28 protein-coding genes, 1 tRNA gene and 1 pseudogene are annotated in these 26,516 nt (G+C 46.9%); 16 read left to right on the plus strand and 14 right to left on the minus strand.

Annotated elements, in window-relative coordinates:
• Nucleotides 1-455: 455 nt before the first annotated feature.
• Nucleotides 456-1,001: pseudogene (gene msrA, locus BN3912_RS06780) on the plus strand (peptide-methionine (S)-S-oxide reductase MsrA); the annotation flags it as partial.
• A 14-nt stretch (nucleotides 1,002-1,015) separates the two neighbouring features.
• Here the strand turns inward: msrA and porE are convergent.
• The 3 genes from porE to BN3912_RS06795 form a co-directional block, all read right to left on the minus strand.
• Nucleotides 1,016-3,082 carry a PorE family type IX secretion system protein gene (gene porE / locus BN3912_RS06785; protein WP_023984859.1) on the minus strand — a complete coding sequence of 689 codons (2,067 nt, stop codon included), beginning with the start codon at nucleotides 3,080-3,082 and terminating at the stop codon, nucleotides 1,016-1,018.
• Between the two features lie 118 nt (nucleotides 3,083-3,200).
• Nucleotides 3,201-4,274, minus strand: a complete 1,074-nt coding sequence (locus BN3912_RS06790) for an acyltransferase (RefSeq protein ID WP_023984860.1) — start codon at nucleotides 4,272-4,274, stop codon at nucleotides 3,201-3,203.
• 27 nt (nucleotides 4,275-4,301) lie between these two features.
• Nucleotides 4,302-6,347: a DNA topoisomerase 3 gene (locus tag BN3912_RS06795; protein WP_023984861.1), complete on the minus strand. Its 2,046-nt coding sequence runs from the start codon at nucleotides 6,345-6,347 to the stop codon at nucleotides 4,302-4,304.
• A gap of 226 nt (nucleotides 6,348-6,573) precedes the next feature.
• Here BN3912_RS06795 and mutY point away from each other — a divergent pair, with 226 nt between their 5' ends.
• Both mutY and BN3912_RS06805 read left to right on the plus strand, forming a co-directional pair.
• The gene (mutY, locus tag BN3912_RS06800) at nucleotides 6,574-7,617 is read left to right on the plus strand and encodes an A/G-specific adenine glycosylase (protein ID WP_036859883.1); all 1,044 of its coding nucleotides are present in this window, start codon (nucleotides 6,574-6,576) and stop codon (nucleotides 7,615-7,617) included.
• Between the two features lie 32 nt (nucleotides 7,618-7,649).
• Complete coding sequence (locus tag BN3912_RS06805) at nucleotides 7,650-7,907, plus strand: hypothetical protein (RefSeq protein WP_023984863.1); 258 nt, start codon at nucleotides 7,650-7,652, stop codon at nucleotides 7,905-7,907.
• Nucleotides 7,908-8,340: 433 nt separating this feature from the next.
• Here BN3912_RS06805 and BN3912_RS06810 read toward each other — a convergent pair.
• The 5 genes from BN3912_RS06810 to BN3912_RS06830 form a co-directional block, all read right to left on the minus strand.
• Nucleotides 8,341-8,428, minus strand: a tRNA-Ser gene (locus tag BN3912_RS06810).
• 116 nt (nucleotides 8,429-8,544) lie between these two features.
• Complete coding sequence (locus BN3912_RS06815) at nucleotides 8,545-9,402, minus strand: TatD family hydrolase (protein ID WP_023984864.1); 858 nt, start codon at nucleotides 9,400-9,402, stop codon at nucleotides 8,545-8,547.
• Nucleotides 9,383-10,081 carry a hypothetical protein gene (locus tag BN3912_RS06820; protein WP_023984865.1) on the minus strand — a complete coding sequence of 233 codons (699 nt, stop codon included), beginning with the start codon at nucleotides 10,079-10,081 and terminating at the stop codon, nucleotides 9,383-9,385. Before BN3912_RS06820 ends, BN3912_RS06815 begins: the two co-directional genes overlap by 20 nt.
• A 90-nt stretch (nucleotides 10,082-10,171) precedes the next feature.
• Nucleotides 10,172-11,146 (minus strand): polyprenyl synthetase family protein, encoded by a 975-nt coding sequence (locus BN3912_RS06825; protein WP_195906775.1) that lies wholly within the window; start codon nucleotides 11,144-11,146, stop codon nucleotides 10,172-10,174.
• Between the two features lie 19 nt (nucleotides 11,147-11,165).
• On the minus strand, nucleotides 11,166-11,876 hold the full coding sequence (locus BN3912_RS06830) for an energy transducer TonB (protein ID WP_023984867.1): 711 nt from the start codon (nucleotides 11,874-11,876) through the stop codon (nucleotides 11,166-11,168).
• Nucleotides 11,877-11,990: 114 nt separating this feature from the next.
• On the opposite strand from BN3912_RS06830, the gene porQ reads away from it, so the two are divergent.
• From porQ to BN3912_RS06865, 7 genes are all read left to right on the plus strand, one after another.
• Nucleotides 11,991-12,935: a type IX secretion system protein PorQ gene (porQ, locus tag BN3912_RS06835; RefSeq protein WP_004368559.1), complete on the plus strand. Its 945-nt coding sequence runs from the start codon at nucleotides 11,991-11,993 to the stop codon at nucleotides 12,933-12,935.
• A gap of 51 nt (nucleotides 12,936-12,986) precedes the next feature.
• Nucleotides 12,987-13,676, plus strand: coding sequence for a (d)CMP kinase (gene cmk, locus BN3912_RS06840; protein ID WP_036859918.1), 690 nt, complete (start codon nucleotides 12,987-12,989; stop codon nucleotides 13,674-13,676).
• Nucleotides 13,677-13,864: 188 nt separating this feature from the next.
• Entirely contained in the window at nucleotides 13,865-14,701 is an 837-nt protein-coding gene (locus BN3912_RS06845; RefSeq protein WP_023984869.1) for a MotA/TolQ/ExbB proton channel family protein, read from the plus strand.
• The gene (locus BN3912_RS06850; RefSeq protein ID WP_064972287.1) at nucleotides 14,698-15,210 is read left to right on the plus strand and encodes a beta-carotene 15,15'-monooxygenase; all 513 of its coding nucleotides are present in this window, start codon (nucleotides 14,698-14,700) and stop codon (nucleotides 15,208-15,210) included. Before BN3912_RS06845 ends, BN3912_RS06850 begins: the two co-directional genes overlap by 4 nt.
• Nucleotides 15,207-15,737 (plus strand): ExbD/TolR family protein, encoded by a 531-nt coding sequence (locus BN3912_RS06855; protein WP_023984871.1) that lies wholly within the window; start codon nucleotides 15,207-15,209, stop codon nucleotides 15,735-15,737. The genes BN3912_RS06850 and BN3912_RS06855 overlap by 4 nt, the downstream gene beginning before the upstream one ends.
• Nucleotides 15,734-16,195, plus strand: a complete 462-nt coding sequence (locus BN3912_RS06860) for an ExbD/TolR family protein (RefSeq protein ID WP_023984872.1) — start codon at nucleotides 15,734-15,736, stop codon at nucleotides 16,193-16,195. The genes BN3912_RS06855 and BN3912_RS06860 overlap by 4 nt, the downstream gene beginning before the upstream one ends.
• Before the next feature lie 88 nt (nucleotides 16,196-16,283).
• Nucleotides 16,284-16,781 carry an Lrp/AsnC family transcriptional regulator gene (locus BN3912_RS06865; protein ID WP_023984873.1) on the plus strand — a complete coding sequence of 166 codons (498 nt, stop codon included), beginning with the start codon at nucleotides 16,284-16,286 and terminating at the stop codon, nucleotides 16,779-16,781.
• 33 nt (nucleotides 16,782-16,814) lie between these two features.
• Here BN3912_RS06865 and BN3912_RS06870 read toward each other — a convergent pair whose 3' ends face one another.
• From BN3912_RS06870 to BN3912_RS06880, 3 genes are all read right to left on the minus strand, one after another.
• Complete coding sequence (locus tag BN3912_RS06870) at nucleotides 16,815-17,294, minus strand: dihydrofolate reductase (RefSeq protein WP_023984874.1); 480 nt, start codon at nucleotides 17,292-17,294, stop codon at nucleotides 16,815-16,817.
• 66 nt (nucleotides 17,295-17,360) lie between these two features.
• Nucleotides 17,361-18,155 (minus strand): thymidylate synthase, encoded by a 795-nt coding sequence (locus BN3912_RS06875; protein ID WP_023984875.1) that lies wholly within the window; start codon nucleotides 18,153-18,155, stop codon nucleotides 17,361-17,363.
• A 2-nt stretch (nucleotides 18,156-18,157) separates the two neighbouring features.
• Entirely contained in the window at nucleotides 18,158-19,585 is a 1,428-nt protein-coding gene (locus BN3912_RS06880) for a methyltransferase RsmF C-terminal domain-like protein (protein WP_023984876.1), read from the minus strand.
• 108 nt (nucleotides 19,586-19,693) lie between these two features.
• On the opposite strand from BN3912_RS06880, the gene BN3912_RS06885 reads away from it, so the two are divergent.
• Genes BN3912_RS06885 through BN3912_RS06895 form a run of 3 tightly spaced genes read left to right on the plus strand, consistent with a single transcriptional unit; the run spans nucleotide 19,694 to nucleotide 21,236 of the window.
• Nucleotides 19,694-20,353: a DUF6249 domain-containing protein gene (locus BN3912_RS06885; RefSeq protein ID WP_023984877.1), complete on the plus strand. Its 660-nt coding sequence runs from the start codon at nucleotides 19,694-19,696 to the stop codon at nucleotides 20,351-20,353.
• 3 nt (nucleotides 20,354-20,356) lie between these two features.
• On the plus strand, nucleotides 20,357-20,899 hold the full coding sequence (locus BN3912_RS06890; protein WP_023984878.1) for an RNA polymerase sigma factor: 543 nt from the start codon (nucleotides 20,357-20,359) through the stop codon (nucleotides 20,897-20,899).
• A complete protein-coding gene (locus BN3912_RS06895) occupies nucleotides 20,886-21,236 on the plus strand; it encodes a DUF5056 domain-containing protein (RefSeq protein WP_023984879.1) in 351 nt (116 codons plus the stop codon). Before BN3912_RS06890 ends, BN3912_RS06895 begins: the two co-directional genes overlap by 14 nt.
• 102 nt (nucleotides 21,237-21,338) lie before the next feature.
• On the opposite strand, the gene BN3912_RS06900 is transcribed toward BN3912_RS06895, so the two are convergent.
• Together BN3912_RS06900 and BN3912_RS06905 are read right to left on the minus strand one after the other, a co-directional pair.
• Nucleotides 21,339-22,232, minus strand: coding sequence for a hypothetical protein (locus tag BN3912_RS06900; RefSeq protein WP_023984880.1), 894 nt, complete (start codon nucleotides 22,230-22,232; stop codon nucleotides 21,339-21,341).
• 21 nt (nucleotides 22,233-22,253) lie between these two features.
• Nucleotides 22,254-22,880 (minus strand): hypothetical protein, encoded by a 627-nt coding sequence (locus BN3912_RS06905; protein WP_023984881.1) that lies wholly within the window; start codon nucleotides 22,878-22,880, stop codon nucleotides 22,254-22,256.
• 118 nt (nucleotides 22,881-22,998) lie between these two features.
• Between BN3912_RS06905 and BN3912_RS06910 the strand changes: the two genes are divergently transcribed.
• The 3 genes from BN3912_RS06910 to BN3912_RS06920 are packed head-to-tail and all read left to right on the plus strand — an operon-like array spanning nucleotide 22,999 to nucleotide 25,357.
• Nucleotides 22,999-23,610, plus strand: a complete 612-nt coding sequence (locus tag BN3912_RS06910; RefSeq protein WP_230204675.1) for a DUF4840 domain-containing protein — start codon at nucleotides 22,999-23,001, stop codon at nucleotides 23,608-23,610.
• Nucleotides 23,607-24,149, plus strand: a complete 543-nt coding sequence (locus tag BN3912_RS06915; protein WP_023984883.1) for an RNA polymerase sigma factor — start codon at nucleotides 23,607-23,609, stop codon at nucleotides 24,147-24,149. The genes BN3912_RS06910 and BN3912_RS06915 overlap by 4 nt, the downstream gene beginning before the upstream one ends.
• The gene (locus BN3912_RS06920) at nucleotides 24,146-25,357 is read left to right on the plus strand and encodes an outer membrane beta-barrel protein (protein ID WP_023984884.1); all 1,212 of its coding nucleotides are present in this window, start codon (nucleotides 24,146-24,148) and stop codon (nucleotides 25,355-25,357) included. Before BN3912_RS06915 ends, BN3912_RS06920 begins: the two co-directional genes overlap by 4 nt.
• Nucleotides 25,358-25,388: 31 nt before the next feature.
• Here BN3912_RS06920 and BN3912_RS06925 read toward each other — a convergent pair whose 3' ends face one another.
• Nucleotides 25,389-26,507, minus strand: coding sequence for a DegT/DnrJ/EryC1/StrS family aminotransferase (locus BN3912_RS06925; protein WP_023984885.1), 1,119 nt, complete (start codon nucleotides 26,505-26,507; stop codon nucleotides 25,389-25,391).
• Between the last annotated feature and the right edge of the window lie 9 nt (nucleotides 26,508-26,516).

The raw sequence follows: 26,516 nt of genomic DNA on the forward strand, positions 1-26,516 counted from the left end.
ACTCCGGCAAGTCGAATTCTTGCGGTATAGCTATCATTCATTCCTCCTTAATCCCTATTCTCTCATCTATCCGAGGGAGGACAGAAGCAGGTGTATTGCCTCTATGCATAAAAAAGAGGAACCCCTCCTCACGAAGACGTTCCCCCCACATAAACAGTAATTAACTCAAAATTTATAATCTATTTACCACTAATTATTTTGTGTACCTATTTCTTTCTTACTTTCTAATCCCTTTAACTTTTCTCTTTACCTTAAATATTGTAAGATCTGAAACGTTTTAAATACCTTTTTGTTCACGATGCAAATATAGACATAATAATGATTACTTCCAAATTTATTAAGTGAAACAATATCTAATTTCAGCCAAAAACTGATAAAATACCATGAATATGCGATTTATATTGTAAATTTGTAACATGAAAAAGATCATTTTAGTTATTTGTTGCATGCTGCTTGGATTACAGGCACATGCTAAGAACAATAGAAGTATGAAAGAGATATATTTTGCAGGCGGTTGCTTTTGGGGTGTAGAACATTTCTTCAAGCAGGTGCATGGAGTGACGGAAACCGAGGCGGGTTTTGCCAATGGAAACAGCAAATTGAAGAACCCTTCGTACGAACTTGTTTCCACAGACCGTACGGGCTACGTCGAAACAGTACGTGTGAAGTACGATCCGGAAGTAGCTGATTTGGGCTTATTGCTCGATCTGTACTTCAAAGCCATAGATCCTACCTCGCTTAACAAGCAGGGTAATGACCGCGGAACGCGCTATCGCACGGGTATATATTATACGGATAAGGCCGATCTTCCCGCCATCGACAAGCGCTATAAGGAAGAACAGAAGAAATATAATAGGCCTTTAGTGGTGGAAATTGGGCCGTTGAGCAACTTTTATGCTGCCGAAGAGTATCATCAGAACTATCTCGACAAGCATCCGCAGGGCTATTGTCATCTGCCTCAGTCGCTGTTCGATTTCGCTAAAAAGGCCCGAAAGAAATAACTTCTCGGGCATTCTTAGTTCAGGAGAATATCGATGTCGTCGTCGTTGTTCTCCTTTTTATTTGTCGTTTTCGGCTTGAGCGGCTGTTTCAGGTTGCCTTTCTCGTCGAACAACCCGTAGGTGGTACGCAGCACGATGAACTCGGTTCGACGGTTCAGTTGGTTACACAGTTCCTGCTTTTTATCGTCTAATTTCTTGATATAGGCTTCGGTCAGCACATCTCCCTCTTTCATCCAATCGTATTTCTCGGTCAGTTTCTTACGGATAGTCTTCGGCTTTTCCTTGCCGTAACCTACGGGGGTGAGGCGATCTTTGGCTATTCCTTTATCGATAAGATATGCCACTACGGCGTTTGCACGTTGCTGCGAGAGCCGTTTGTTATATTCGTCGGAGCCCTTGTAGTCGCAGTGTGCGCTCAGTTCTATTGTAACGTTGGGGTTCTCGTTGAGTAGCTTAACCAGTTCGTCGAGTGCTTTTGTCGACTCCGGACGCAGTGTGGCCTTGTCGAAATCGTAGAAAATATTATCGATAAGCACCGGTGCGGTGATCGATGCGAGCGGGAACTGGAGTACGTATTCTTTCGACTCTTCGGTCTTATCTGCACGCAATTCCTCCTTATGATTTAGGAAACCTTTGCACGAGGCCAATAAAAGATAATCCACATTTGGCTTGATTACGTAAGTAAAAGAGCCGTCTCCCTTTACGTTCAGCGTCTCGTTAGTGCCGTCGTTGCCTACAACTCTCACCTGTGCAGCGGGCAGTTCGTAGCCGTCTATCTCATAAACCCATCCCTTAATTGTTTGCACTATCTCCGGATTTTCGAAGCTGTAGATGTGATCCCACCCGCGCCCGTCGTTTCTGTTCGATGCGAAAAAGCCTCGATTATAGGGCCCCTCGAAGGTCATTCCGAAGTCATCACCTTGCGAATTCAGCGGGTATCCCGGGTGAAAAAGGCGGTACTTGCCGTGCTCGTCTACCATGGCAATGTAGATATCCAGTCCGCCCATGCCCGGATGACCGTCGGAAGAGAAGTAGAAATCGCCGTTAGGACGGAACGTAGGAAACTCCTCATTGCCCGGCGTATTGATGGGTTCGCCGAGGTTTTCTACGCCTCCGAGTCCGTGACTTGTTATTCTTACGCGCCATATATCGAGTCCTCCCAGCCCTCCGGGCATATCCGAAGTGAAATAGAGCCACTCTCCATCGGGCGAAATTGCCGGATGTGCATAACTCGAAAGCGTATCCTTGGTGATTTGCAAGGCGTTCGACTTGCCCCATGCGGCATCTGTACGGTCGGAAGTTGCTATTTGTGCATAGCGTGGATAGGCCGCATCGGTAGTACATTGGGTAAGATACATGGTTCTTTGATCGGGAGATAAGGCACACGCACCTTCGTCGTATGGCGTGTTAAGACCGCCGGTAACGGGCTCAGGTTTCGACCATTTGCCCTTATCATCCCTTTCTGATACGAATATATCGGCAGCCTTGGTGCCTGTGATGCCGCTTAGTTCGTCGCCGTCTGCCTCGTTTCGGGTAGATGTGAAGTAGAGTTGATCGAATTGATCGCCGCTGAGAACGGGCGAATAGTCATCGCGTCGGGAGTTAAAAATATCCATTCGTTTCACGGTGTAGCGGCTTCCGTTCTTTTTCCACAGTGGGGCTTTCTCGGCTGAAAGCAATCCGTTGCGGGCCAAGATGTTATCGGGAAGCGAGTCGAGTACGGTTTTGAAAATCTCTTGAGCAGCTTTGTAGTCACCGTTTTTAAGTAATTGACGGCCGTATTGCAGCACATCTTCTGTAGATGCCTGATGGTAACGAATGGCATTGCGGTAGGCAGCGATGGCCTTAGGCGTGGCGTTGAGCTTCTCATAACAGCGTGCCAATTTCAACGAAACGGCTCCCCGTCGGGCTCGTTCCTTAGCCGGAAGTTTGGAATAAGCTTGCTTGAATTGGCCGGCAGCATCGTAGTATTCGCCCAAGGCAAGGTGTTTATCACCCCTTTTCAGGTTCTTTTCCACTCCGCAAGAGGCGATACATGCCGATAAAATAATAGCTAAAATTGCCGCGTAACGTGTATGCATTCTTCTTTTTTGTTATAAGAACGCGCGTTCCATGCTTTTATTGTAGTGAAAAGGGCGGCAATGTGTGGAGGTCGGATGCCTTCATCGCCCGTCTTTCATCATTCATCTAAGAACTATATCAGTCGGTGCCGAGCCAGTATTTCGATTTGGGTAAGTACGACAGACCTTTTACTACGAGATAGGTGGTGATAAATGTACAGAGGGCAATTGCCGGAACTGCCGCCAATACGTTGGGCAGGCGGTCGGCCAAGAGGTCGTGCCAAGCATTGAGAAGCATAATGTGTGCCAAGTACATGCCGTAGCTGCAAAGCGATATGTCGGTAATGATGGCTGTGATTTTAGTATCCTTTTTTACTTTTACCCGACTGATGAGCGAGAAGAAGCCCCACGTCATAAGGGCCACGTTTGCACAACAGAAGTCCCATCCGAGTTCTGCCTCGGCGGCCGAATCGGTAAGCGGAACCATCGTGTTGAAGGCATATACCGACACTGCATAGCCCACGATGATCATTAAAACCGATGAAATAACAGAGGGAACTCCATACTTTTTGGCATAAAAACCTAAGACCAAATAGCCCCAAAAGCCCGTAAAATAGTACAAGGAGGGCGATACATTCCACGTACATTCACCCCATACGGCCGGAAAAACCAAGTGAATATAGGGCAGAAAGGTGGTGATAAGCCAGATACCGAGGTAGAATTGCAGTTCACGTTTGGTACATCTTTCGAGCCAAGGCGATAGGACGGGCACGAGCAGATACATGCCGATGAGCATGTAGATATACCAAAGATGTCCCACTTCGGTACCGAAATTTAGCGGAATGTGGGCGATGTTGGTCAGGCAGGCAGCGAGGCTGTCGCCGCGATAAAATACGTAATACACCGCAAAAGCCACGCACCAGAACAAGAAAGGGTAAAGGATACGGGTGAAACGTTTCTTGAAGAATGTGCCCGTAGGTACCTTCATCGGCAGCAAGAAGTAACCTGAAATCATGACAAATAGCGGAACGCAGATCCTATCGAAGCTGGTTAAGAAGCCTATCGTATAGGTACTATCGGCATGTACGATGGTGACGTTCTCGCCGATGTAGTAATATTCGCTCGCATGTTGCCATATAACGAGCAGACAGGCCAGTACCCTAAGCAAGTCTAATGCAAAGTTTCTTTTTCGTTTCTGTTGGTTTTGTTCCATTTTTATTCGGGTTTTTAGGTTTATATATTATTTGAACGGCAGCCTGAAAGCGCATCCGTTGCGCCAATTGCTGCACCCGTAAGCGGTCTTACCTTTAATGATCGTGCCCGTTCCGCATAGCGGACAAGGCTGTCCGATGGCGCTATCGTCGGCTTCTATGGTTTGTGTACCGGCGACAGGAGGCATTTCTTTCGTCGTTTCCTTTATCTTTTCGGCCTTCTTCCTCGGCGTACTTTGTTTCTTAGGTGTTTTCTTTTTCAGGTCTTCATCTGTGGTTACGGTCACCCGTCTGTTGCTATTGTCGCGCAAAACATCATCGACTATCTGCGCTATTTGGACTTTTAGCTCGTCTATAAACTGCGTTGTGCTGTATTGTTTATGCTCTATATCGCGTAATTTCTTTTCCCATATGCCCGTTAGTTCGCAACTTGTCAGCAGTTTCTCGTGTATTGTGTCGATGAGTTCTATACCTGTAGGGGTGGCAAACAGGTTCTTTCGCTCACGTCGGATATAGTGGCGTTTGAACAAGGTCTCTATGATACCGGCGCGAGATGATGGACGTCCAATGCCATTTTCCTTTAAAATGGAGCGCAATTCCTCATCTTCAACGAACTTGCCTGCTGTTTCCATGGCACGCAGGAGCGTGGCCTCGGTGTAATACTTGGGCGGTGTAGTCCACTTCTCCGTAAGGGTTGGCGTGTGTAAACCGCTTTCTCCCACCGTAAAAGCGGGCAACGATCGCTCCTCTTCATCGTGTTTGGCGTCGTCGTCTCCTTGCTTTTGCTCCTCCTTATTATATATAATGCGCCATCCGAGGGATAATATTTCCTTGCCGTTTGCCTTAAATTCCACCTCTTCAACCTTGCCCAATACGGTTGTGGTAGAGAACTTACAGTCGGGATAGAATACGCTTATGAAGCGTTTGGCTATCAAATCGTACACATTTCGCTCCATATCAGTAAGGTTAGATATAGGAACTCCCGTCGGTATAATGGCATGGTGATCGGTCACTTTGGCCGTATCGAACACCTTTTTGCTCTTGATGAGCTGCTTACCTGCAAGAGGTTGCGTAAATTGTTCGTAGCCCCGCAGGCCCGAAAGTATGCTTGCACACTTGGGATAAATATCGTCTGACAGGTATTGAGTGTCTACACGCGGGTAGGTAGTGAACTTCTTTTCGTAGAGACTTTGTACGATATTCAGCGACATTTCCGCCGAATAGCTGAATTTCTTATTGCAATCTACCTGCAAAGAGGTTAGGTCGTACAGGTGCAGAGGGGCTTCAGAGCCCTTTTTCTTCTGCACATCAGTGATGACAAACGGCTTTCCGGCGATGGTAGCAAAGGCTTGTTCGCCCTCTTCTTTGGTGGTGTATCGCCCTTGGGTGGCCGTAAAAACGGTGTCGCGGTATATTGTTGCCAGCACCCAATAGGCTTCCGGCGTAAATTGGTCTATCTCTTTCTGGCGGTTCACGATAAGGGCAAGGGTAGGAGTCTGTACACGTCCGATCGATAGAACCTGCCTGTTCTTGCCGTATTTCAACGTATAAAGGCGCGTGGCATTCATTCCAAGGATCCAATCTCCTATGGCTCGGCTCAATCCGGCAAGGTAAAGAGGCTGATAGGCATTTTGATCTTTCAGCTCGTTGAAGCCTTGTCGGATGGCTTCATCGGTCATCGACGATATCCAGAGGCGCTTCACAGGACAGCGAGCTTGTGCCTTTTGCATCACCCAACGCTGTATCAATTCGCCTTCCTGCCCCGCATCGCCGCAGTTAATGATACCGTCTGCCGCCTGCATAAGGCGCTCTATTACGGCGAATTGCTTCTTTATACCATCGTCTTCTATTAGTTTTATGCCGAATTTATGGGGTATCATGGGCAGCGCGGCGAGGCTCCAATGCTTCCAATTCTCATGGTAATCATTGGGTTCTTTTAGGCAACAGAGGTGTCCGAACGTCCATGTAACCTGATAACCGTTGCCCTCCATGTAGCCTTCTTTTGAGCTATGGGCCCCGATAATGCGGGCTATATCTTTGGCAACGCTTGGCTTTTCGGCAATGCAAACTATCATCTTGTTTCTTTATTTACAAGGATACAAAAGTACGAAAAATGTTTCAATACCCCAAATATTGCTTGTTCGTCATCTCTATATGGCGTGCTGAGCGTTGCAAAACGTGTGATTTTCTACCGATGGCTATGCGATGGAAACCCGATAGAGTGCGAAAAACGCGCGATTATAGGGCATTTATTTTCAAAAGGTAGTATCTTTGCATGCGTATCAGACGGTACAAGTAATAATGCAAAATACGGCGAACAACAGTTTTACCCCCACGTTGCTGCGTTGGTTCAAAGAGAATAAACGCGACTTGCCTTGGCGAGATACCGCCGATGCTTATGCCATTTGGTTGAGCGAGGTGATACTCCAACAGACACGAATACAGCAAGGAAAGGCCTATTGGGAGCGTTTTATGAAGCGTTTCCCGCGGGTGGAAGACCTTGCAGAGGCCGATGAAGACGAGGTGTTGCGCCTGTGGCAGGGGCTCGGATACTACAGTCGTGCCCGCAATTTGCACCATGCAGCGCAACAAATTGTTGCGAATAAGGGCTTTCCAAGGACTTACGACGGCATCAGAAGACTGAAAGGAGTGGGCGATTATACCGCTGCAGCAGTTGCATCCATAGCTTTCGGGCTGCCTGTAGCTGCTGTCGACGGTAACGTTTACCGCGTGCTGTCGCGTGTTTTCGGCATAGATACTCCTATCGACAGTACCGAAGGCAAGAAAACTTTCGCTGCTTTGGCGCAGTCGCTTCTGCCGTCTGACGCCCCTTCAGCGTTCAATCAAGCGCTGATGGACTTCGGTGCAATACAATGCACTCCACAGTCTCCCCGCTGTGTACTGTGCCCCTTTACCGAAAGTTGTGAGGCTCTTCGCAACGGAAAAATAGGGAATTTGCCCGTTAAGCGAAAGACCTTGAAAATACAAACGCGGCGGATGGATTATATCTACATAAGGTGTAACGGCTTTACGGCATTGCGTCGCAGGTCCGAGGGCGACATCTGGCAAGGGTTGTGGGAGCCTCTGTTGATAGAAAACAGTCCGCTGCCCGCTTTCGATGGGCATTTGTTGCTGCTACGAAAGCAGGTAAAACATGTGCTTACCCATCGTATTATCCTTTCTGATTTCTATCTTTTGCAGACCGATGAACGCCCGCTGTTGCCCGAAGGTTATATGTGGATGCCCGAAAAAGAGGTACAGAACTACGCTCTTCCGCGGCTGATAGAACTGTTATTAAAGGCAGTTGAAGCAGTAATTCCTGATGGATTAAACAATACGGAATAACATTTACAGATGCCATTTGCCACAGATATATAATGAAGAAGTTCCTTTTAGCACTTAAACAGCGCCTTTCTAAGCTGTCGTTTCGCACGGGCGTCATCGTTCTGTCGATGTGTATTCCCTTTTACATATTGTCGTTTGCACAGATGCTATTGCCCCTCAGCGTAGAAATGAAGGGGATATTGTGGGTGATATTCTTCGGTTTGGCCAAGGCATTTCAATATGGCGGACTCACTATTTTGGGGGTTGAGGGATGGAAGCGACTGCGTGCAGCGCTGCGAAAAGGAGGGTAAATTTTATTTAAAAGAAAGGAGGAGAGCCCTCTCACAGTTCCTCTGAAAGCGGGGAGTGCCATGTGGAAGACGGGTAAGTGGGAGATGGAAAGACTTCTGTCAATATCTTTGGAAGAAGAGGAGCTGCGCTGTTCGTGTTTAATTTATAATTGGTTGATTATAAATTTGTTATGAATGTTATTGATAAATGGTGCTTTTATCTGTCTTAGACAGATATTCCGGCGGGTATAAATAGCGTATCTAATAAAAGTATTTTGTAGGTGTATGCGTTTCAGGTTGTTTTCTCTTTCCTTTTGGAAGGGTTGAAGAATATCGCTATTCTTATTTGCCGGATTGCCCGCCCCCTATCTTAAAGAACGTAAGAAGTACGGATGAAGACTTTTGTTCTGTGGAAAATCGATCGGAAAACCCTTTGTGTAAGGGCCATAGGAAGCGGAAAGAGGGGGATTCGAACCCCCGAATCGGTTTCGCCGATTACACGCTTTCCAGGCGTGCCTCTTCAGCCACTCGAGCATCTTTCCTATAAATAAGCGGTGCAAAAGTATCGTTTTTTTACGGAATACGGGGTATGGGCGTACGTAATTTATATTTCTTTAAGGATATACATTGCGAAATAAGGGGGCTCCGATGCGATGTTTTAGGCGTCGATGTGGAAGATGCGTTTCACGTTGGCATTGGTTCTGCAAGCCACTTCTTCTTCGCTTACGCCGTAACTTTGGGCAATCTGTTTCAGCACTTCCGCCACAAAAGCGCTCTCGTTCCGTTCGCCTCGGTGAGGTATGGGAGCCATGTATGGGCTGTCGGTTTCGAGAACAATGCGATCTAAAGATACGTTTTTGGGAAGCGTTTCGCGCATATGACTGCTCTTGAAAGTAAACACGCCGCCGATGCCGAGCGCGAATTTATGGAACGAAAGCAGCTCTTCGGCTTCCTTTTCGTTGCCCGTAAAGCAATGAAACACGCCGCCCGTTAGGTCTTTCTCGTATTTCCGGAGCACCTTTACCATTTCGTTTTGCGCCTTTCTGCAGTGTATCATCAACGGTAAATGGTATTCTACGGCCCATTTTATCTGCTCTTCGAAAGCCTCGAGTTGCTCGTTTTCAAACTCTCGAGACCAGTAGTAATCGAGTCCGATCTCGCCGATAGCGATGGGAGAGGGGGCGTATTTCTGCTTTGTTTTCTCCGTAAAAGAACAAGTTTCATTAGAGGCGTCGGAGTCGGTCGCCATACTTATCGCCAATATCCGCTTCATTTCGGCCAACACTTCGTGCCGGTCGGCTCTTACTTCTTCGGGGTGCAGGCCGATCATGGGGTAGGCAAAATGGGGGAAACGACGGCATACAGCATACACAGAATCGATGCTTTTCAGGTCGATAGCCGGTATAAATGCCTTGCTGACGCCTGCTTTACGGGCGCGGGCCACCACGTCTTCGATGTCTTGACGGAACTCCTCTCCGTCGAGATGTGCATGTGTATCAATAAAGATGCGGCTCATTTCTGCGGTAATAATATATAATTCCGAACTTTCTGCACTCGTTGTATCGCACTTCGGGCGGCTCTTTTTGGAAGTGATTTTCTATCTGATTCCACAGTTCAAGTAATACCTTGTCTACATCGGGGCGTAAACTTTGTATGCTATCCAATGCCTGTTGAGTGCGTGCAGTGAATGTTTTCTGCTGTATATAAGCATCTCTGAAAATGTCGTAATGGGTAGACACCATGCCGATAGTGGGGTTATAAATGGGGCGCCCGCCCTTCTTGATACGCGCTTTTTCGCCCTCTATGACTTTTGTTCCCCATTCCATCAGGCCTTCTGCCAGCTTGATGTTGGGTAAAGCGGTGGCTTCTGTATCTAATCCGTATAGCGTAAGCATGCTTTTTTTGATCTCTCCACGTTCTACAGACATAAAAAGTACCTGTAGAAAATGGCTGACGTACATCATCGATTTGCGCTGAAGTTTATCGATCTTCGGTGTGTTTCGCGTTTGTGCCCGTAGGTTTATGCGGTATTGTTCGCACGCGGTAAGCAGTTTATCGTAAAGCGGTTGCGCCTGATTGAGCGTCTTCCAGTCGATAAATCTGTTGCGCACGACGTACACATCATTATTGTCTAACAGCGTTTTGAGGGCTCTTAATCGGGCCGCATCGGTCTTTGGTAATCTTCTGTAAGGCATTCTTTGTAGAAGTATGTATCGTTTTCAGGCCGGCAAAAGACAGTTTCTGCAAATGAAAAACGGGCGAAACGGCAGTGCCGGCGGTACTTGTTAGTATTTACGTTTCATCATTCTTTGTGCGTAGGCCATAAGCTCTTGCTTACGTTCTTCGGGCACCTGCACGGCTCGGATGTATTTCTTGCTTTGTTCGAAGTAGTAAGCTATCTTTTCTTCAGCCAGCTTATCGATGCCGATGGCATTATATAAAGCAGTTACGGCAGCTATTTTTTCCGCCGGTACATAGTCTTCGGCATCGAACCATCTTTGCAGTTCGGCGCGCTGATTCCTATCGGCTTTGTTGAATGCATTAATAAGCATGTAGGTCTTTTTGTTGCATAGAATGTCGCCACCTATAGCTTTTCCGAACACTTTAGTATCGCCATAAACGTCGAGAAAGTCGTCTTGAAGCTGGAAAGCCAGCCCTATTTGCTCGCCGAAACGGTAGAGATAATCGGCGTCTTCGGCCGAAGAGCCGGCCAAGATGGCCCCTATTTTAAGGGAACATGCAAGGAGTACGCTCGTTTTAAGGCGTATCATTTCGATGTATTCGGTTTCGGTAACGTCGTTACGTGTCTCGAAATCCATGTCTAATTGCTGTCCCTCGCCTATTTCGAGTGCCGTTTCGGTAAACAAATCTATAACTTCTTTCAGTTTCGAACCATCGCATTGCGCCATGTAGTGATAAGCCAGAACGAGCATAGAGTCGCCGGAGAGAATGGCCGTGTTGGCATTCCATTTTTTATGCACGGTAGGCCTACCGCGCCTGATCGCGGCATTATCCATCAGATCATCGTGCAACAACGTGTAATTGTGGTAGGTTTCGATGGCGCAAGCCGATGAGAGTATGCTCTGCGGATCGTCTTTGTAAAGGTTATAGGCAAGCAACATAAGTGTAGGACGTATACGCTTTCCGCCCAACGAAAGCACATATTTAATGGGCTCGTAAAGTGTATGTGGCTTGCGTGCATACTGCAAATTGTCGAGATATTCGTTGAAAATATTCAGGATTTCGTCTGCTGTCATTATCGTTGATCATTTAGTTTTATTACAGTTTAAATACCACCGGTATGGCGAAGAGCGTACGACAAGGTTTGGCATTCTCTATACCCGGTTTCCATTTAGGCATCATGCGCATGACGCGCAGTGCCTCTCTGTCGAGCAAAGGATGTATGGATTTCTCCAGTTTAATATTCACAATGGAGCCGTCTTTGTTGACTATAAAGGAAACGACCACCTTGCCTTCTATCTGTTGTTGTTGCGCCAAAATGGGATACTTCAGGTTTTTGGTGAGCCATTTCATAAACTCTACCATCCCTCCGGGGAACTCCGGAAGCTGTTCTACAATACGGAAATTAACCGGCTTTTCATCGTCTATGGGGATTTGAGGCAATGCCTGTGTAACGTTGGCATCCTTTGTAAGGCCCTCACCATTGCCGATAAGCAGCGGATTAGTATCGGGAGAAAGCCTTTCTTTGCCCTCCACAGGGCGGTCGACGGGCTTTATTCTTTCGGTAACCGATGGAGATGTTGGCGACGGAGCGGTCGAAATCATGTCTTTCCTGTCCATATAAGGTGCCAAATCCATCTCGTTTTGCAGCTCGTCGAGTATAGACTGTCTGTCCTGTTTTGCCGGTTTGTTGTTGTCGGTATATTCGAATGCGACAAATAGAACCGCAAGCACAAGTATCAATCCTAACAGAAAACCTGTGGTACGCTTGCCCTCCAAATCTGCTCTATTTGTCTTTTTCGCTTCCAAAATACACTTACAATAATCAGTATGTTATTCCGTTATATACATCGTAAATCATTTACAAAAATACTGTAGATATTTGAAAAAAGTGTATCTTTGCCCATAAATTAATGAAATTAGATGAAAAAAGTTGCTTTAGTTCTCCTTTTTTCGCTTATTGCGACAATGGTTTATGCTCAAGAGAGCCGAACTGTATATAATTTTCTGCGCCTTCCTGCGGGAGCTCATGCGGCAGCTTTAGGCGGCGATAATATAACGATAATAGAGGATGACGAGGCGCTTATTTTCAACAATCCGGCACTGTTGTCCTCGGTGAGCGACAAAACAATTAACCTGAACTATATGAATTATATGGCCGGAGTGAATGTTTTGAGCGCTTCCTTCAATAAGATAATCAAAGAAAAACTCTCTTTAGCGGCATCGGCCCAGTACATTGATTACGGTAAGATGAAGGAAGTAGACGCGAACAACGTGCAGACAGGAGAGTTTACCGCAAAGGACATTGCCGTTAGCGGTTATCTTTCGTACATGCTTACCGACCGTTTAGCGGGTGGAATTACGGCAAAAATCATCACTTCTTATATCGGGAATTACAATTCCATAGCCATGGGAGTGGACTTAGGAGTAAACTATTACGACTCAGAACGTGAATGGTCGCTCTCTTTAGTGGCCAAAAATCTGGGTGGACAGCTCAAAGCATTCGACGTAGGTTATGAACCTATGCCTCTCGATTTGCAATTTGGCGCAAGCAAACGATTGATACACACCCCGTTCAGGGTGTCGGCAACGCTGGTAGACCTTAACCATTGGAATTACAAGTTCATCAATCATGCCGTGTTCGGCGTAGATGTAATTCTGTCGCCTTCTATCTGGATCGGCGCAGGGTACAACTTCCGTCGTGCCGACGAGATGAAGATAGCCAACACAGACGGTGAAAGTAACCACGGTGCAGGGCTTTCTATGGGCGGCGGAATTAACCTCGAACGCTTTAAGATTAATCTTGCATACGGCAAATACCATGTGTCGAGTTCTTCTTTAGTTATCAGTCTGGCCTATAATTTATAATAGGTGTTGCAGCAAGAACAGGCAAGAAACGTTTCCGAATATACTGAAAATATGAAAAAGATCATCATAGCAATCGACGGATACTCGTCGTGTGGTAAAAGTACGATGGCCAAAGACTTGGCCCGCGAGATAGGTTATATTTATGTAGATACGGGTGCCATGTACCGTGCAGTTACGCTCTATGCCCTTCGTAAAGACTTGTTCCGGCCCGATGGCAGCGTAAAAACAGGGGAGTTGGAGGCATGTATGCCCGATATCGATATCTCTTTTCGGTTGAACAAGGAAACTATGCGCCCCGATACTTATCTGAACGGAGAGCTTATAGAGCACGAAATACGCACGTTGGAGGTAAGTTCGCACGTGAGTCCTATAGCAGCCGTTCCGTTTGTGCGCCATGCTCTCGTGGCACAGCAGCAGCAGATGGGGAAAGAAAAAGGCATTGTGATGGATGGCAGAGATATCGGAACCACAGTATTTCCGCATGCCGAACTGAAGATATTCGTAACGGCTTCGGCCGAAGTAAGGGCACAACGTCGCTTCGATGAGTTGAAAGCAAAAGGCATGCCTGCCCGTTTTAACGACATTCTACGTAATGTGCAAGAACGCGATTATATTGATACACACCGAGAAATATCCCCCCTTCGCAGAGCTGAAGATGCCATATTGCTTGATAACAGCAACATGACGATCGACCAACAACGGCAATGGCTCATCGACAGGTATAACGAATGTGTGGGATAGGTATGCCCTGTATCGGTGCCACACCGTATGTCTGTTGCCGTTACATGGGCAGCCTGTTTATAGAATGTTAAATGTTTGGTGCGGATATATAAAAATCGTACCTTTGACGTCTGATTATATTAGCGGCGGTTTGTTGCCCGTGCGGCGGCGATGCCTGCCGGATTCTCGTATCGATAATAACCCTTAAAATGAAACAATCGATAGTAAAAATAACGATTATCATCTGCCTGATATCTTGTTGCGCCATGCTTTCGCAGGCTGCGCCGAGTGCGGATAAGTCCGTTGCAGCAGACACTTCAGCTGCGCAAACCGACTCCATAAGCATGGAAGACCGGCTGAACAGCTCTCTCGCAGCGGCTTCCGATACCGTTACAATGCCTGTGGAAGAAGGAAGCATACACCATTCGCTGAAAACAAAGTTTATCGAAGGCAATGCCGGATTTATGTCGCTCGTGGCATTGGCATTGGTAATAGGCTTGGCATTCTGTATAGAAAGGATCATTTATCTTAGCCTTTCGGAGATTAATGCCAAGAAGTTAATGGCCGATGTCGATGCAAAGATTGCCGACGGAGATATCGAGGGTGCCAAGAATTTGTGCCGAGATACGCGCGGACCTGTAGCCTCTATCTGCTATCAAGGGCTTTCGAGGATCGATGAAAGTATCGATAACATCGAACGTTCCGTAGCTTCGTACGGCACGGTGCAGGCATCCAACCTCGAAAAAGGGTGCTCGTGGATTACGTTGTTTATAGCCATGGCGCCGTCGCTCGGCTTTTTAGGAACGGTAATCGGCATGGTTATGGCGTTCGATCAGGTGCAGATGGCGGGCGATCTCAATGCTACAGTTGTGGCAGCCGGTATGAAGGTGGCCCTTATTACAACCATCTTCGGTATCATCGTGGCATTGATATTGCAGGTATTCTACAATTATATCCTTTCGAAAATAGACCATATTACCGGTCAGATGGAAGAGTCGGCCATCACACTCCTCGATTCTATCATGAAATATAAGCTAAAACAATGAATATAAACGGTTGGAAGAGGCTTTCTGCAGAGCAGATTTCGCAACGCATATTGTATGTGTTGACAGCTGTAACCGTACTTGTATTCGGCTTATTCTATTCGGTTGGCTTCGACAGGCTGTTTATAGATAATCCCGACTTCAACGCTCCGCTTTTCACAGATGTACTGTTAGGGCTGATGTATTTTATGCTCTTCGTGGCGTTTGCCGTAGGTGTATGTGCACTTGTGGGAGAGAGCAGGAAACGCAGAGACGAGGAGCGTGTAGTCAACGGCATACCCGCGACCAAGATATCCGTTGCTGTTTTCGGCGGTACTCTTGTTCTGTTGGTGCTTTTCGGGTTGTTGGGATCGTCGGAGCCCATAATGATTAACGGAAGAATGTTTACCGATCGTCTTTGGCTGAAGGCCACCGATCTGTTTATAAATACCTCTTTAGTGCTGCTGTTTATAGTAGTTGTCGCCGTTATTTACGGTTCCACGAAGTATTATCGTAAGAAAGAAGGCAAATGATAATTAAGAAACGTCGGCATCGGGTGCCCGGACTTAACACCACGTCTACGGCAGATATCTCGTTCATGCTGCTCATCTTTTTCCTTGTAACCACATCTATGGACGTGGACAAAGGCCTTCTGCGGCAGTTACCTCCCGCACGTAACGAGAGCAAACAGCAGATAACGGAGATAGACAGGCACACGCTGATGACGATAAAGGTAACTTCTGCCGACGAAATTCGGATAAACGATCGCCCTGTAAAGGCATCGGAATTGCAACAAAAGGTGGAGGCATTCGTGTCGCGTCTTGGAGATAAGCATCTTATTTCGCTCGATACTGATCCTTCGGCAAGCTATCAGGCGTACATAAATGTACAGAACGGCCTTGCGGCAGCCTATCACAACGTGCGCAACAGATTGGCTTCGAGGCAATTCGGTAAGCCGCTCGAGGCCTGTACTTCGCAACAGAGAGAGGCTATACGTGATGTGTGTCCCATGCGGATCATGGAAAATTATGGCCAAAAGGTAGGGGAGAGCAAGCCATGAGCATATTTGAACGACGCCGATACGAGGTGCCCGGGCTCAATACAGCCTCGTTGCCCGACTTGATTTTTACGGTTCTGTTCTTCTTTATGATCGTAACGCACATGCGTAAGGTTACGCTCAAAGTGCAGTATCGTGCGCCCCATGCCACGGAACTTACACGACTTACCAAGAAAACAGCCGTATCTTACGTGTACATAGGCAGGCCTGAAAGGCAGTTGCAAGCGGTGGCCGGCAGCAGTACACGCATACAATTGAACGATAAGTTTGCCACTGCGAACCAGATTGTCGACTACATCGAGGCCGAAAGAAACCGTATGTCGCCCGAAGACAAGCAGCAAATGACTGTTTCGATCAAAGCCGATAAAAGTACTAAAATGGCTGTAATTACCGATGTAAAGCAAGCTCTTCGGCGTGCAAATGCACTAAAAATCAGCTATTCGGCTACCAAGGAGCAATAAAATATGTGCCGGATTATTACTTTTTAGAATGTAATTGTTGTAAATATAATTATTTTATTCTAACTTTGTGAGCAAATTATAATATAGTATGACGCATCATAATTTAGATTTACTGGATAGGAAAATCCTTAAATTAGTGGCAGAAGACGCCCGCATTCCGTTCCTTGAAGTGGCACGAGCATGTAATGTTAGCGGCGCTGCAATACATCAACGTATTCAGAAACTTACGAATTTAGGTGTCTTAAAAGGTTCGCAATTCATCATCGATCCCGAGAAAATAGGCTATGAAACATGCGCTTATATAGGCTTATACCTAAAGGATCCCACTAAATTCGATGAGGTTGTAGAGGAATTGAAGCGCATTCCGGAAGTGGTGGAATGCCATTATACCACCGGTGGTTTCGATATGTTCATCAAGATATATGCACTTAATAACCATCATCTGATGAATGTTATTCACGATAAATTGCAGCCCTTGGGGCTTTCACGCAGCGAAACAATCGTTTCGTTCAATGCGGTTATCGACCGTCAATTGCCGATTATCGACCTTCCGATGGCCGAACAAAGCAACGAAACCGAAGAATAAACGAAAATGATGGATAGGTTTATCCATCATTTTTTATTTGATATAGTCTGTAAAAACGTATTCATACGCATGTTTGTCGTCTTTTTCATGTTCTTCTTTTTGTACAGCTTTCCATCCTTCATAAGGCGGGAAATAGGCGTCGGCATGCTCCGGAACGTCGTTGACTTCGGTTAATAACAGTCTGTCTGCTATGCTCAAAGCCTGCTCGTAGAGGCTTGCGCCACCTATTATATATATGTCTTCCTCCGGCGAACAGTGCTTCAAGGCCTCGTCGAGCGACTTGTAGCAGTCACATCCGGCAAATGTATCTTGGGTTCTGCTTAGCACTATGTTTCTTCTATTGGGCAAAGCGCCCTTCGGAAGCGACTCGAAAGTGCGTCTGCCCATAATGATTGTGTGCCCTGTAGTGAGCATCTTAAAGCGCTTGAGATCGTTGGGAAGCCAATAAATCAGTTTGTTTCGGTAGCCTATGGCACGGTTCTTGGCCACGGCGGCAATAATGTTAATTCGCATATTGTTAGCTGATAATAAGGAAATGAGAATAAGATACGGCAGCCGGAAAGGCTCTCCGCCCTCTGTTCATACCGACACTTGCGCACTTATATGCGGCATCGGATCGTAATCTTTGAGCTCGAAATCTTCGAAATGGAAAGCAAATAAGTCTTTTACATCGGGATTTAAAAGCATCTTGGGCAATGCTCTGGGGGTGCGAGACAGTTGTAGTTTCGCCTGTTCCAAGTGGTTCAAATACAAATGGGTGTCTCCTGTGGTGTGGATAAAGTCGCCTGCTTTCAGTCCTGTAACCTGCGCCATCATCATCAAGAGCAACGCATAAGAGGCGATATTGAATGGAACTCCGAGGAACGTATCGGCACTTCGTTGGTACAATTGCAACGAAAGACGGCCGTTAGCCACATAGAATTGGAACAGACAATGGCAAGGTGGCAGCGCCATATCGTCCACTTCAGCCGGGTTCCATGCACTTACAATCATCCTACGACTATCGGGATGTTGCCTTATCTGGTCGAGTACGTTCTGGATTTGGTCTATTGTACCGCCCTTATAATCAGGCCATGAGCGCCACTGATGGCCATATACCGGGCCTAAGTCGCCGTTCTCGTCGGCCCATTCGTTCCATATTCTTACGCCATGTTCCTGCAGAAACCTCACATTAGTATCGCCCTTGAGGAACCAGAGCAACTCGTAAATGATGGATTTCAGATGGAGTTTCTTCGTTGTAAGCAATGGGAAGCCCTCTTCGAGGTTAAATCTCATCTGGTTGCCGAATATGCTTATGGTGCCTGTTCCCGTACGATCGCCTTTCTTTACGCCCTCTTTAAGGATGCGGTTAAGTAGGTCAAGATATTGTCTCATATTTATTTATCGTTGATAAGTTTATAAAGTTGCGGTGCTGCATCGGGCATATAGGTGCTTTTAATGCGCCATTCTTGGGGATAAAGATTATTGGAACGGCTGCCAAGATGCTTCTCGAAGCCTAACGGTATGCCCATGTAAGTTATCAATACGAAGCCTTTCGGGGTGCCGATAGGCAATGTTACGGCCTCTTTACGCAGGAAGCGTATTGCTTGTTCGTAAGGGAGTTCTGCGATAGGGAATGCCTCTTTATTGAGTAGGAGCGACAAAGCGAGTGATTGGTCGGGTACGATATCCTTGCTTTTTACCTCGCCTAAGCGTATTCCGGCATGGAGAACGCGCAGCTTATCGGCAACTGCGTCGTACAAAGACTGCATGTCTTTCGGAATGGCGATGAGGCTGTAGCCCTCTTGCATGATATTGAAATCGTCGCTATTCTGCAGCCATGTCGTATCGAGTTTTACCGGCTGTCGGCCTTTTTTCTGCTGTTTAACGGTTGTCGATGGCTTTCTGCCGGCCTTATCCCCGATCTTTCGCAGCACTGCCATGAACAAACCTTCGCCCTGAACGCTATCTTTATCGCCGCCGTATCTCGGTATAAAGCGATAAACCGGTGCATCGAAGCCCGATAGAAGTGATCCGCAGATGTTCCACTCCTTGCAGATGTCTACGCTGACCGGTTCGCCTTTCAGCTCTTTACATATCCATTGTACGTTCTCCTCATTCTCTTTAGCGTTGAAAGTGCAGGTGGAATACACGAGCAGACCGCCCGGACGAAGGCATTCCCAAGCACTTTTAACGATCTCGCGTTGCAATCTGCTGCACTTATCCACGTTGCCTATGCTCCATTCTTTTATGGCATTGGCATCTTTACGGAACATTCCTTCGCCCGAACAAGGCACATCGCAGAGAATTACATCGAACATCAAGCCGGCCTTGCGGTACTCTTCAGGATAGTTATTCGTAACGATTGCTTCCGCTATACCGCATTTTTGCACGTTTTCAGACAGCACCTGTGCTCGCTGTCTTACAGGTTCGTTGCACACGAGCAGGCTGTCTGCCGGCAATACCACGCGTGCCAAGGTGGATTTACCCCCCGGTGCAGCACACATGTCGAGCATGGTCACCGGCCCTTTAATATCTTGCCGGAGCACTTGAGCGAGAAACATAGATGATTTTTCCTGTACATAGTACACCCCTGCATGCAACAACGGATCGAATGTAAAATTAGGTCTGTCGGCAAACCAGTGCCCATGTTCGTACCATTCCACTGTGCCCTTGCTGCCACAGATGGCGAAAGACGCCCCTTTGAACGGATTTGTACGCACGAAAGCATGCGGCTCTTCCGCCAGTCCTTGCAGCAACTGTGCATACAGTTCGCTACCCATAAGTTTTTCGGTATAGGCCTCAAATTCTTTTGGAAGTTTCATCCGATTGTGCTATATTTATCTTGCAAAATTAGAAAAAAAAATGTTTCTTTGCAACTTATTCATCCCCTGTTGCGTCAAACTCATAGAAAAATTAAAAATAAAACAAATATGAAAAAGTATCTCATTGCATTGATTTTGGTGCTGGCATGTACTGCCACAAACGTCGAAGCTGTTCCCAAGCACCGGCATCACCAGCAGGTAACGGCGACGGATACCAAGGATAAACAATCCCAAGAGGGTATCGAAGCCTATTCGGATACCACTTCTGCTGACGATACAGGCAGTAAAGACACCGTTTACACCGTAGATTCGTCGGTATCGGGTTCGTATGATCCCACCGATTATGGTAATCCCTTCGATTACCTTATGTACACTCCGGGAAGCGGAGTTGCTAAGACTATCTTTGTTATAGGTATCTCCATTTTCTTGTTGCTCATTATTCTGGCGCCGTTTATCGTGATTATTTATTTGATCAGGTATCTTATCAAACGCCACAACGACAAGGTGATGTTGGCCCAAAAAGCGATGGAAACCGGCCGTCCTATCCCCGATGAAGTGACTCAAACGGTACATCGATCGCCTGAATACAATCGCGAAAAAGGCATTAAAAATATATTCTTGGGATTGGGACTGATGGCTCTGTTCTATTTTCTTGGTGCAAGAGAAATTGTCGGAGTGGGTGCCTTGGTAGCTTTCATGGGTGTCGGACAGTGGGTAATCTCACGCAATTCACGCAACAACCGTAACGACAACGAACAAGAGTTTTAAAGGGTGAAAGGTTTAGACGATATCTCTCTCGTTACTCAGGCGGCTGTATTTCACGACAAGAAGGCCTTCGGCAAGCTCGTTGTGAAGTATCAGTCGCCTATACGCAGGTTCTTTATGAACCAAACAGCGGGCAACGAGCAGTTGAGCGACGACCTTGCACAAGACACGTTCATAAAGGCTTACACCAATATAAGTAGATTTCGCGGGCTGTCGAACTTCTCTACATGGCTCTATCGCATAGCTTATAACGTGTTTTACGACTATATTCGTAGCAGTAAGATTACCGAAGATATCGATACGCCCGCCGTGGTCAAGCGCAATACCGGCGGCACTGATACCAACTTGAAGATGGATATTCACGTGGCGCTCGCCATACTTACCGATGCCGAACGTACCTGCATTACTTTGCAACTGATGGAAGGACAACCGATAGACCACATTACCGAGATTACCGGAATGGCACAAGGAACGGTGAAGTCGCACCTCTTTCGGGCCAAACAGAAACTCTCTACCTACTTAAAACAAAACGGATATGATGGAAAATGATGATAAACTCTTACAACAGTTCTTCGATACACACCGACAGGACATAGCTGACAACGGATTCAGCCGGCACGTTATGCATAATCTGCCGGTGCGTGTAAATCGGATAGGACGTATATGGACAGCACTTTGCACGGTTGCCTGTATAGTTTTTATCTTTGTATCGGGCGCTTTAGATTGGCTTTTTAATCGGATTATAAGTCTCTATGGCGATGTTGCCGGCATGGTGTTGTCGGTGCGTCCCGACCTGTTTACGCCGTTCCTTGTTTACGGTGTTGTGTTTGGCATTGTGGGCTTCTTTACTTATAAGGTAGCTTCGTCTGATCGATTGGCCATGTAAAGCAATTTTTAATTCACAATCTATAATTCATAATAATGTTCCATACATGCAGAGAAGCTCAATTATGAGTTATGAATTGTGAATTATGAACCACCGTAGGTACTACCTGCGATATGTATCTTGATACCCTTTAAACCAGATATCCACCACGTTTTCGGGGCGTATACGGAAATTGTAATCGTCCGTCACATGGTCTATATCGTCGGTAACTCGCAAAGTAAACGTGCCTTCCTGCCAACGTGTGAACCTGTTGTCTTGTCTGTAATATCTGTAATCTTCCACCCAAGAACCGAAATTTCCTACAGACAATACCCGTATGGGTTCGGTAATGTCGTATTGTATTTTCAGTTTGGGTGTCTTATAGCTCTCCATCGTTCCTTTTCCGGCGATGGTGAAATCTAAGGAATAGCCATATTTGGCCGTCCAATTTACGGTCCATGTTTCGTTCGTACAGCTGAAAGCATATTGATAGGGTTCGTCTCTGCCGTCATTATTTGCGTTTCTTTCGTTGTTTGAAAAGTAGTAAGACGCTTTCGGAGCACAATTGCTTTCGCTTATAGTCCATGTATCCGAGTCTGCATCTTTTATCTTCAAATTGTAAAAAATGGTATCTCCGTTGATGCCCGATGATGCTTGAACAGTCCACGTACTGCTCTCGAAATCTTTGAAGGTTACCGTGTAATACGGTCTGCTGTCGCGGTTCATCGAAACAAGGTTATATATCTTTTGGTTATGCATCGGATCGGTTCCCTCTTCAAGTTTGGCATATTTAAAGTATAGTTCTTTCACAGAATCGCGCTTTTCGGGCGTATCTTGCCGGATATATTCCCCAAATTGCCGCGTAAAACGCAGCAAATCGGTGAAACAGGTGAGCGTTTGTTCGGTATATCTCAATACTGTACGACCGGAAGAAGTGGCACGATAGTCATCTTCCGATGTCCAACACCCCGTTAAAAGCAGGCAACCGAGTGCCGCAAGCAATATCTTTGTTTTCATAACTTTCTTGTTTTTATGGTTTTAAAATCTGTATCCGGCACCGCAACGCAATACGCCCAATGCCCCTACTCCAAACTCGGCGTAGCCATAGAGACGCTTGCCGACCATCGCACCAAGTAGGGTTGCGTGCACGATAGGGTTTATCTTGTGGTTGAAACCGGTGTCGTAAAAGCCCTTGTACATGCGGTCTGTGGCCCCTATGGCTATGCCGCTGTAGAATTGTTCTATCGGAGCAATAGAGTAATAGTATCTGCAACTTGCCAATAAAGTGATGTTGTGCATGTGGAAAGAGCCATTTCTATTATTCGAGATAATATCGTATCTGTATCGGTAAGTGTGCTGCCATGCGGCTTGTGCGCCCAATGCCCAATGTTTAGACAGGTGATAATGGTAGGCCATATCGACGCTCAAAGTCTGACGTATCTCGGAGAGAGTATATTTACCGCTATTGTATTCGTAGAGTGGACTGCTCCTGTCGAGCTCCATAGAAGGCATGTCGTCGAAGCTCTTGTGGTTGGTATAGTAGCCTATACCGATAGAAAACTCGTTCTTGGGAGTAGAAATTGCGGTCTTGGAAACTTCTTGCGCCTGAAGAAAGTATGCAGAACAGACTGCGAATGCTATTAAAAAAGTGCGTTTGTTTATCATGAATAATGTTTTTTTACATGGAAAACGCAGGGAATAGAAAAATCTTGCATCGTTCTATGCAAGATTTTCTATTTTTGCAGTTAGCTATATAGAAACAGGCTATAGAATACGTATGAATATGGAACACTGTAAAAATAAAAAAGGTATATGTGCCTTTTCGCTCCGCCTGATGGCGCTTTTGGCCGTCTTGGTGGCCGTAAGTTGCGGCGTAGAAGATAATGACACCGGCACCGGCGGCGGCATTTATAACAACTCCGGTGCATCTTCGGGCGGCGTTTATGGCACATACGAGGGTAAATGGAAGGCCGATAATCGGGATTTGGGCACGGCCGTATTGAAAGTAGATAGCCATTTGGAGTTCTCTGGTTTGCCGCTTACAGAACTTCTCAGCAATATCGTGACCAAAGAGGAGATAGCTTCGGCCGCCGTATCTGCCGCGGGCGATGCCTATAGAGTGCCTTTCATACAGACCGCTTACTCGGCTACGTCGCTCTATTTCAATATAACAAAGCTCGATTATACGTTTGTCTACACCCTCGAAGGTACCCTTCATGAGGTGGAAGTTGTGATGGCTGCCACCGGTTCCGTGGCCGTGTACGACAAACAGAACGGCAGTTTCGTGGTGCTGTTGAAGGTAATTGGTTTCACTGTAGACGGTGTGAAGACGGCGAATTACGGTAAGGAACAAACGCTGATGTTTAATTCTACGGCGAGAAGAAGCGCAAAGTGAAGTCGGAACAAGAGCTTTTGCAAGCCATAAACGGGGGAAACAGGGCGGCCATGCGCGAGCTGTACGACCGCTATTCGGGCTATGCCATGGCGGTAGGGTTGCGCTATATGGCCGATGCCGATGCCGTAAAAGACGTGCTGCAAGACAGTTTCGTAAAGATATTTACCGGCATCGGGGCGTTCGAATACCGTGGAGAGGGCTCGCTCAAGGCGTGGGTATTGCGTGTAGTTGCCAACGAATCGCTCACTCAACTGCGCAGATATCACCATTTCGCGGTAACAGACGAGGTGCCCGATATGCCTGATGAGAATGTTCCCGATACCGAAGATGTGCCCCTGAGCGTAATAATGCAGATGATAGAGCGGTTGCCTGTGGGCTACAGAACGGTTTTCAATCTCTTTGTTTTCGAACAGAAAAGCCATAAGGAGATAGCTCTGTTGCTTGGTATCAAGGAAAATTCTTCGGCTTCGCAGTACTTCCGAGCCAAGAATATGCTGGCAAAAATGATTGAAGAATATAAAATAACTACAAAGATATGAAAGAAAAAGACTGGACAGAACGGCTTCGCAAGCGTATGGCAGACCATCGGGAACCTGTCGATGAAGGTCTGTGGGCGGCGATAGAACAGTCGCTCGATGCCGGTAGAGGGCGCTCTAAAAGAGCTGTCTTCATATCTTTGCACCGCAGGATGGCGATTGCAGCTGCGGCGGTAGTGCTTCTTGTGGGCACTGCTTATGTGCTTCTGCGTCGGCAGGGCGGCGAGGCAGGGCAGACGGTCCGCGTGTATCGTGCAGACAGGAATATGGGGTATCGGCCGCAGGCAGGCACTCTATCGCCCACAGGCGTACTGTCTGTTCCCGATAAGGGTATCGTTTATTCGCCGAAGGTTGCAGAACCGCAGGGAACATTGCCTGTAAACGGTACGGACGAACAGCTTGTTTTAGCACAGAATACTGTAGAGAAAACACCTGTGGAACTACCGCCTGACTCAAGCGAGTATGCTGTTTCTCATCAGAAGAGTACGTATTTGCAAACTGTACCTTATATATATAACGGTGACGGACAGCCTGTCTTGCGGCACCGGAGCGAAGAAGCACGGGTGTCGATGAACCTCTATGCTTTTAATTCCATGGGCGATTATCAGGGGCGTACCGGTACGATGATGACTGAAAACATGATTGGCATTTACGATATTCCCACCCCGCAGCCCGGAATGATGTATGCTAAACACGAGCCGGTATATATGGCCGATACGCACGAAGAAACGCATCATCGGCAGCCGATAGCCTTCGGATTGTCGGTAAGCTACAGGTTAACCGACCGTTGGTCGGTTGCTTCGGGCATGGTTTATACCCGTCTGTCATCGGATTTCGATAAGATTGTTGGTGCCGACCGTATTACCAAGCGCCAAACATTGCACTATATAGGGGTGCCGCTCACGCTGAATTACCGTATTTGGGGCAATAAACGATTGGCTGTTTATGCCGGTGCAGGCGGAGAAGCCGATATGAACGTGGCTGCCAAAACGACAACCGAGGGCGTTAGTCATACTATCGATAAGGATAAAATGCAATGGTCGATGAACGCATCTGTAGGCATTCAGTATAATATATTGCCGCAGTTGGGGGCTTATATGGAGCCCGGAGCGAAGTATTACTTTAATAATGGGAGCGCTATGGAGAACTTCTTCAAGGATAAGCCCCTAAACTTTAGCCTGCAAGTAGGCCTGCGTTTCAATGTTAAATAAAGAGAAACGCATCGCTGTTTCCTGTTTTTTCCTATCCTATCCGGTATGCATTGAGCGTTGCAACGATATGTTGAACCTCTTCGTCGGTAAGCGTTTGGTTACATGGAATGCTCAGTTCCTCGCGATGTATCTTCTCTGTAACGGGGAAAGAACGGTCGTTCCACTCCCGATAACATGCCTGACGATGGGGCGGAATGGGGTAGTGAACGATGGTTTGTATACCCTTCGCGGCCAGAAAATGCTGCAGATGGTCGCGCCGATGGCATAGAATAGGGAAGACATGCCACACGTTATCGGCCGTATTTGCTATGGGTAAAGTCAATAGAGGGTTCTCTATGTGCTGCAAATAATACTGTGCAATCTCTTTACGCCGTGCATTCTCCTGATCCAGATACTTCAGTTTCACGTTCAATACTGCGGCCTGAAGCTCGTCCATACGGCTGTTGATGCCTCGATAAGTGAACACATATTTGCGCGAAGAACCGTAGTTGGCGAGCATGCGCACAGTGTCTGCCAGCGTTGTGTCGTCTGTTGTAACGGCTCCAGCATCGCCCATAGCGCCCATATTCTTACCGGGGTAGAAGCTGTGAGCTGCAGCATGTCCGAGCGAACCCGTATGTCTGCCGTCGGTAAACGTACAGCCATGCGCCTGTGCATTGTCTTCTATCAGCCGTAGACCGTACTTCCGGCACAGTTCGCCGATAGGGGCGGTAAAAGCGCAACGCCCGTACAGATGCACGATCATGATGCCCTTGGTGCGCCGAGTGATATGTCTTTCTATGATAGATTCGTCTATATTGAACGTATCTGGGCATGGTTCCGCCAATACAGGTACGAGCCGGCACTCCGAAATGGCGAGAATGGAAGCGATATAGGTGTTGGCCGGCACGATTATTTCGTCGTCTTCGTTCATCCAGCCCATCTCCATATAGGCGCGAAGAATAAGTTTCAGCGCATCCAAACCGTTGGCACAGCTCACGCAGAAGCGCGTTCCGATGTAAGCGGCATAGGCTTCTTCGAACGCTTTTACGGCGTTTCCCCGCAGATACCATCCGCTTTCAACCACCTTGTTTACAGCCTCTTTGAGTTCTGCAAGGTGTATCTCGGTAACTCGTTTCAGGCTAAGATATTCTATATCGTACTGTTCCATCGGTCGTAT

Source organism: Prevotella phocaeensis (assembly GCF_900065875.1).
Taxonomy (GTDB): domain Bacteria; phylum Bacteroidota; class Bacteroidia; order Bacteroidales; family Bacteroidaceae; genus Prevotella; species Prevotella phocaeensis.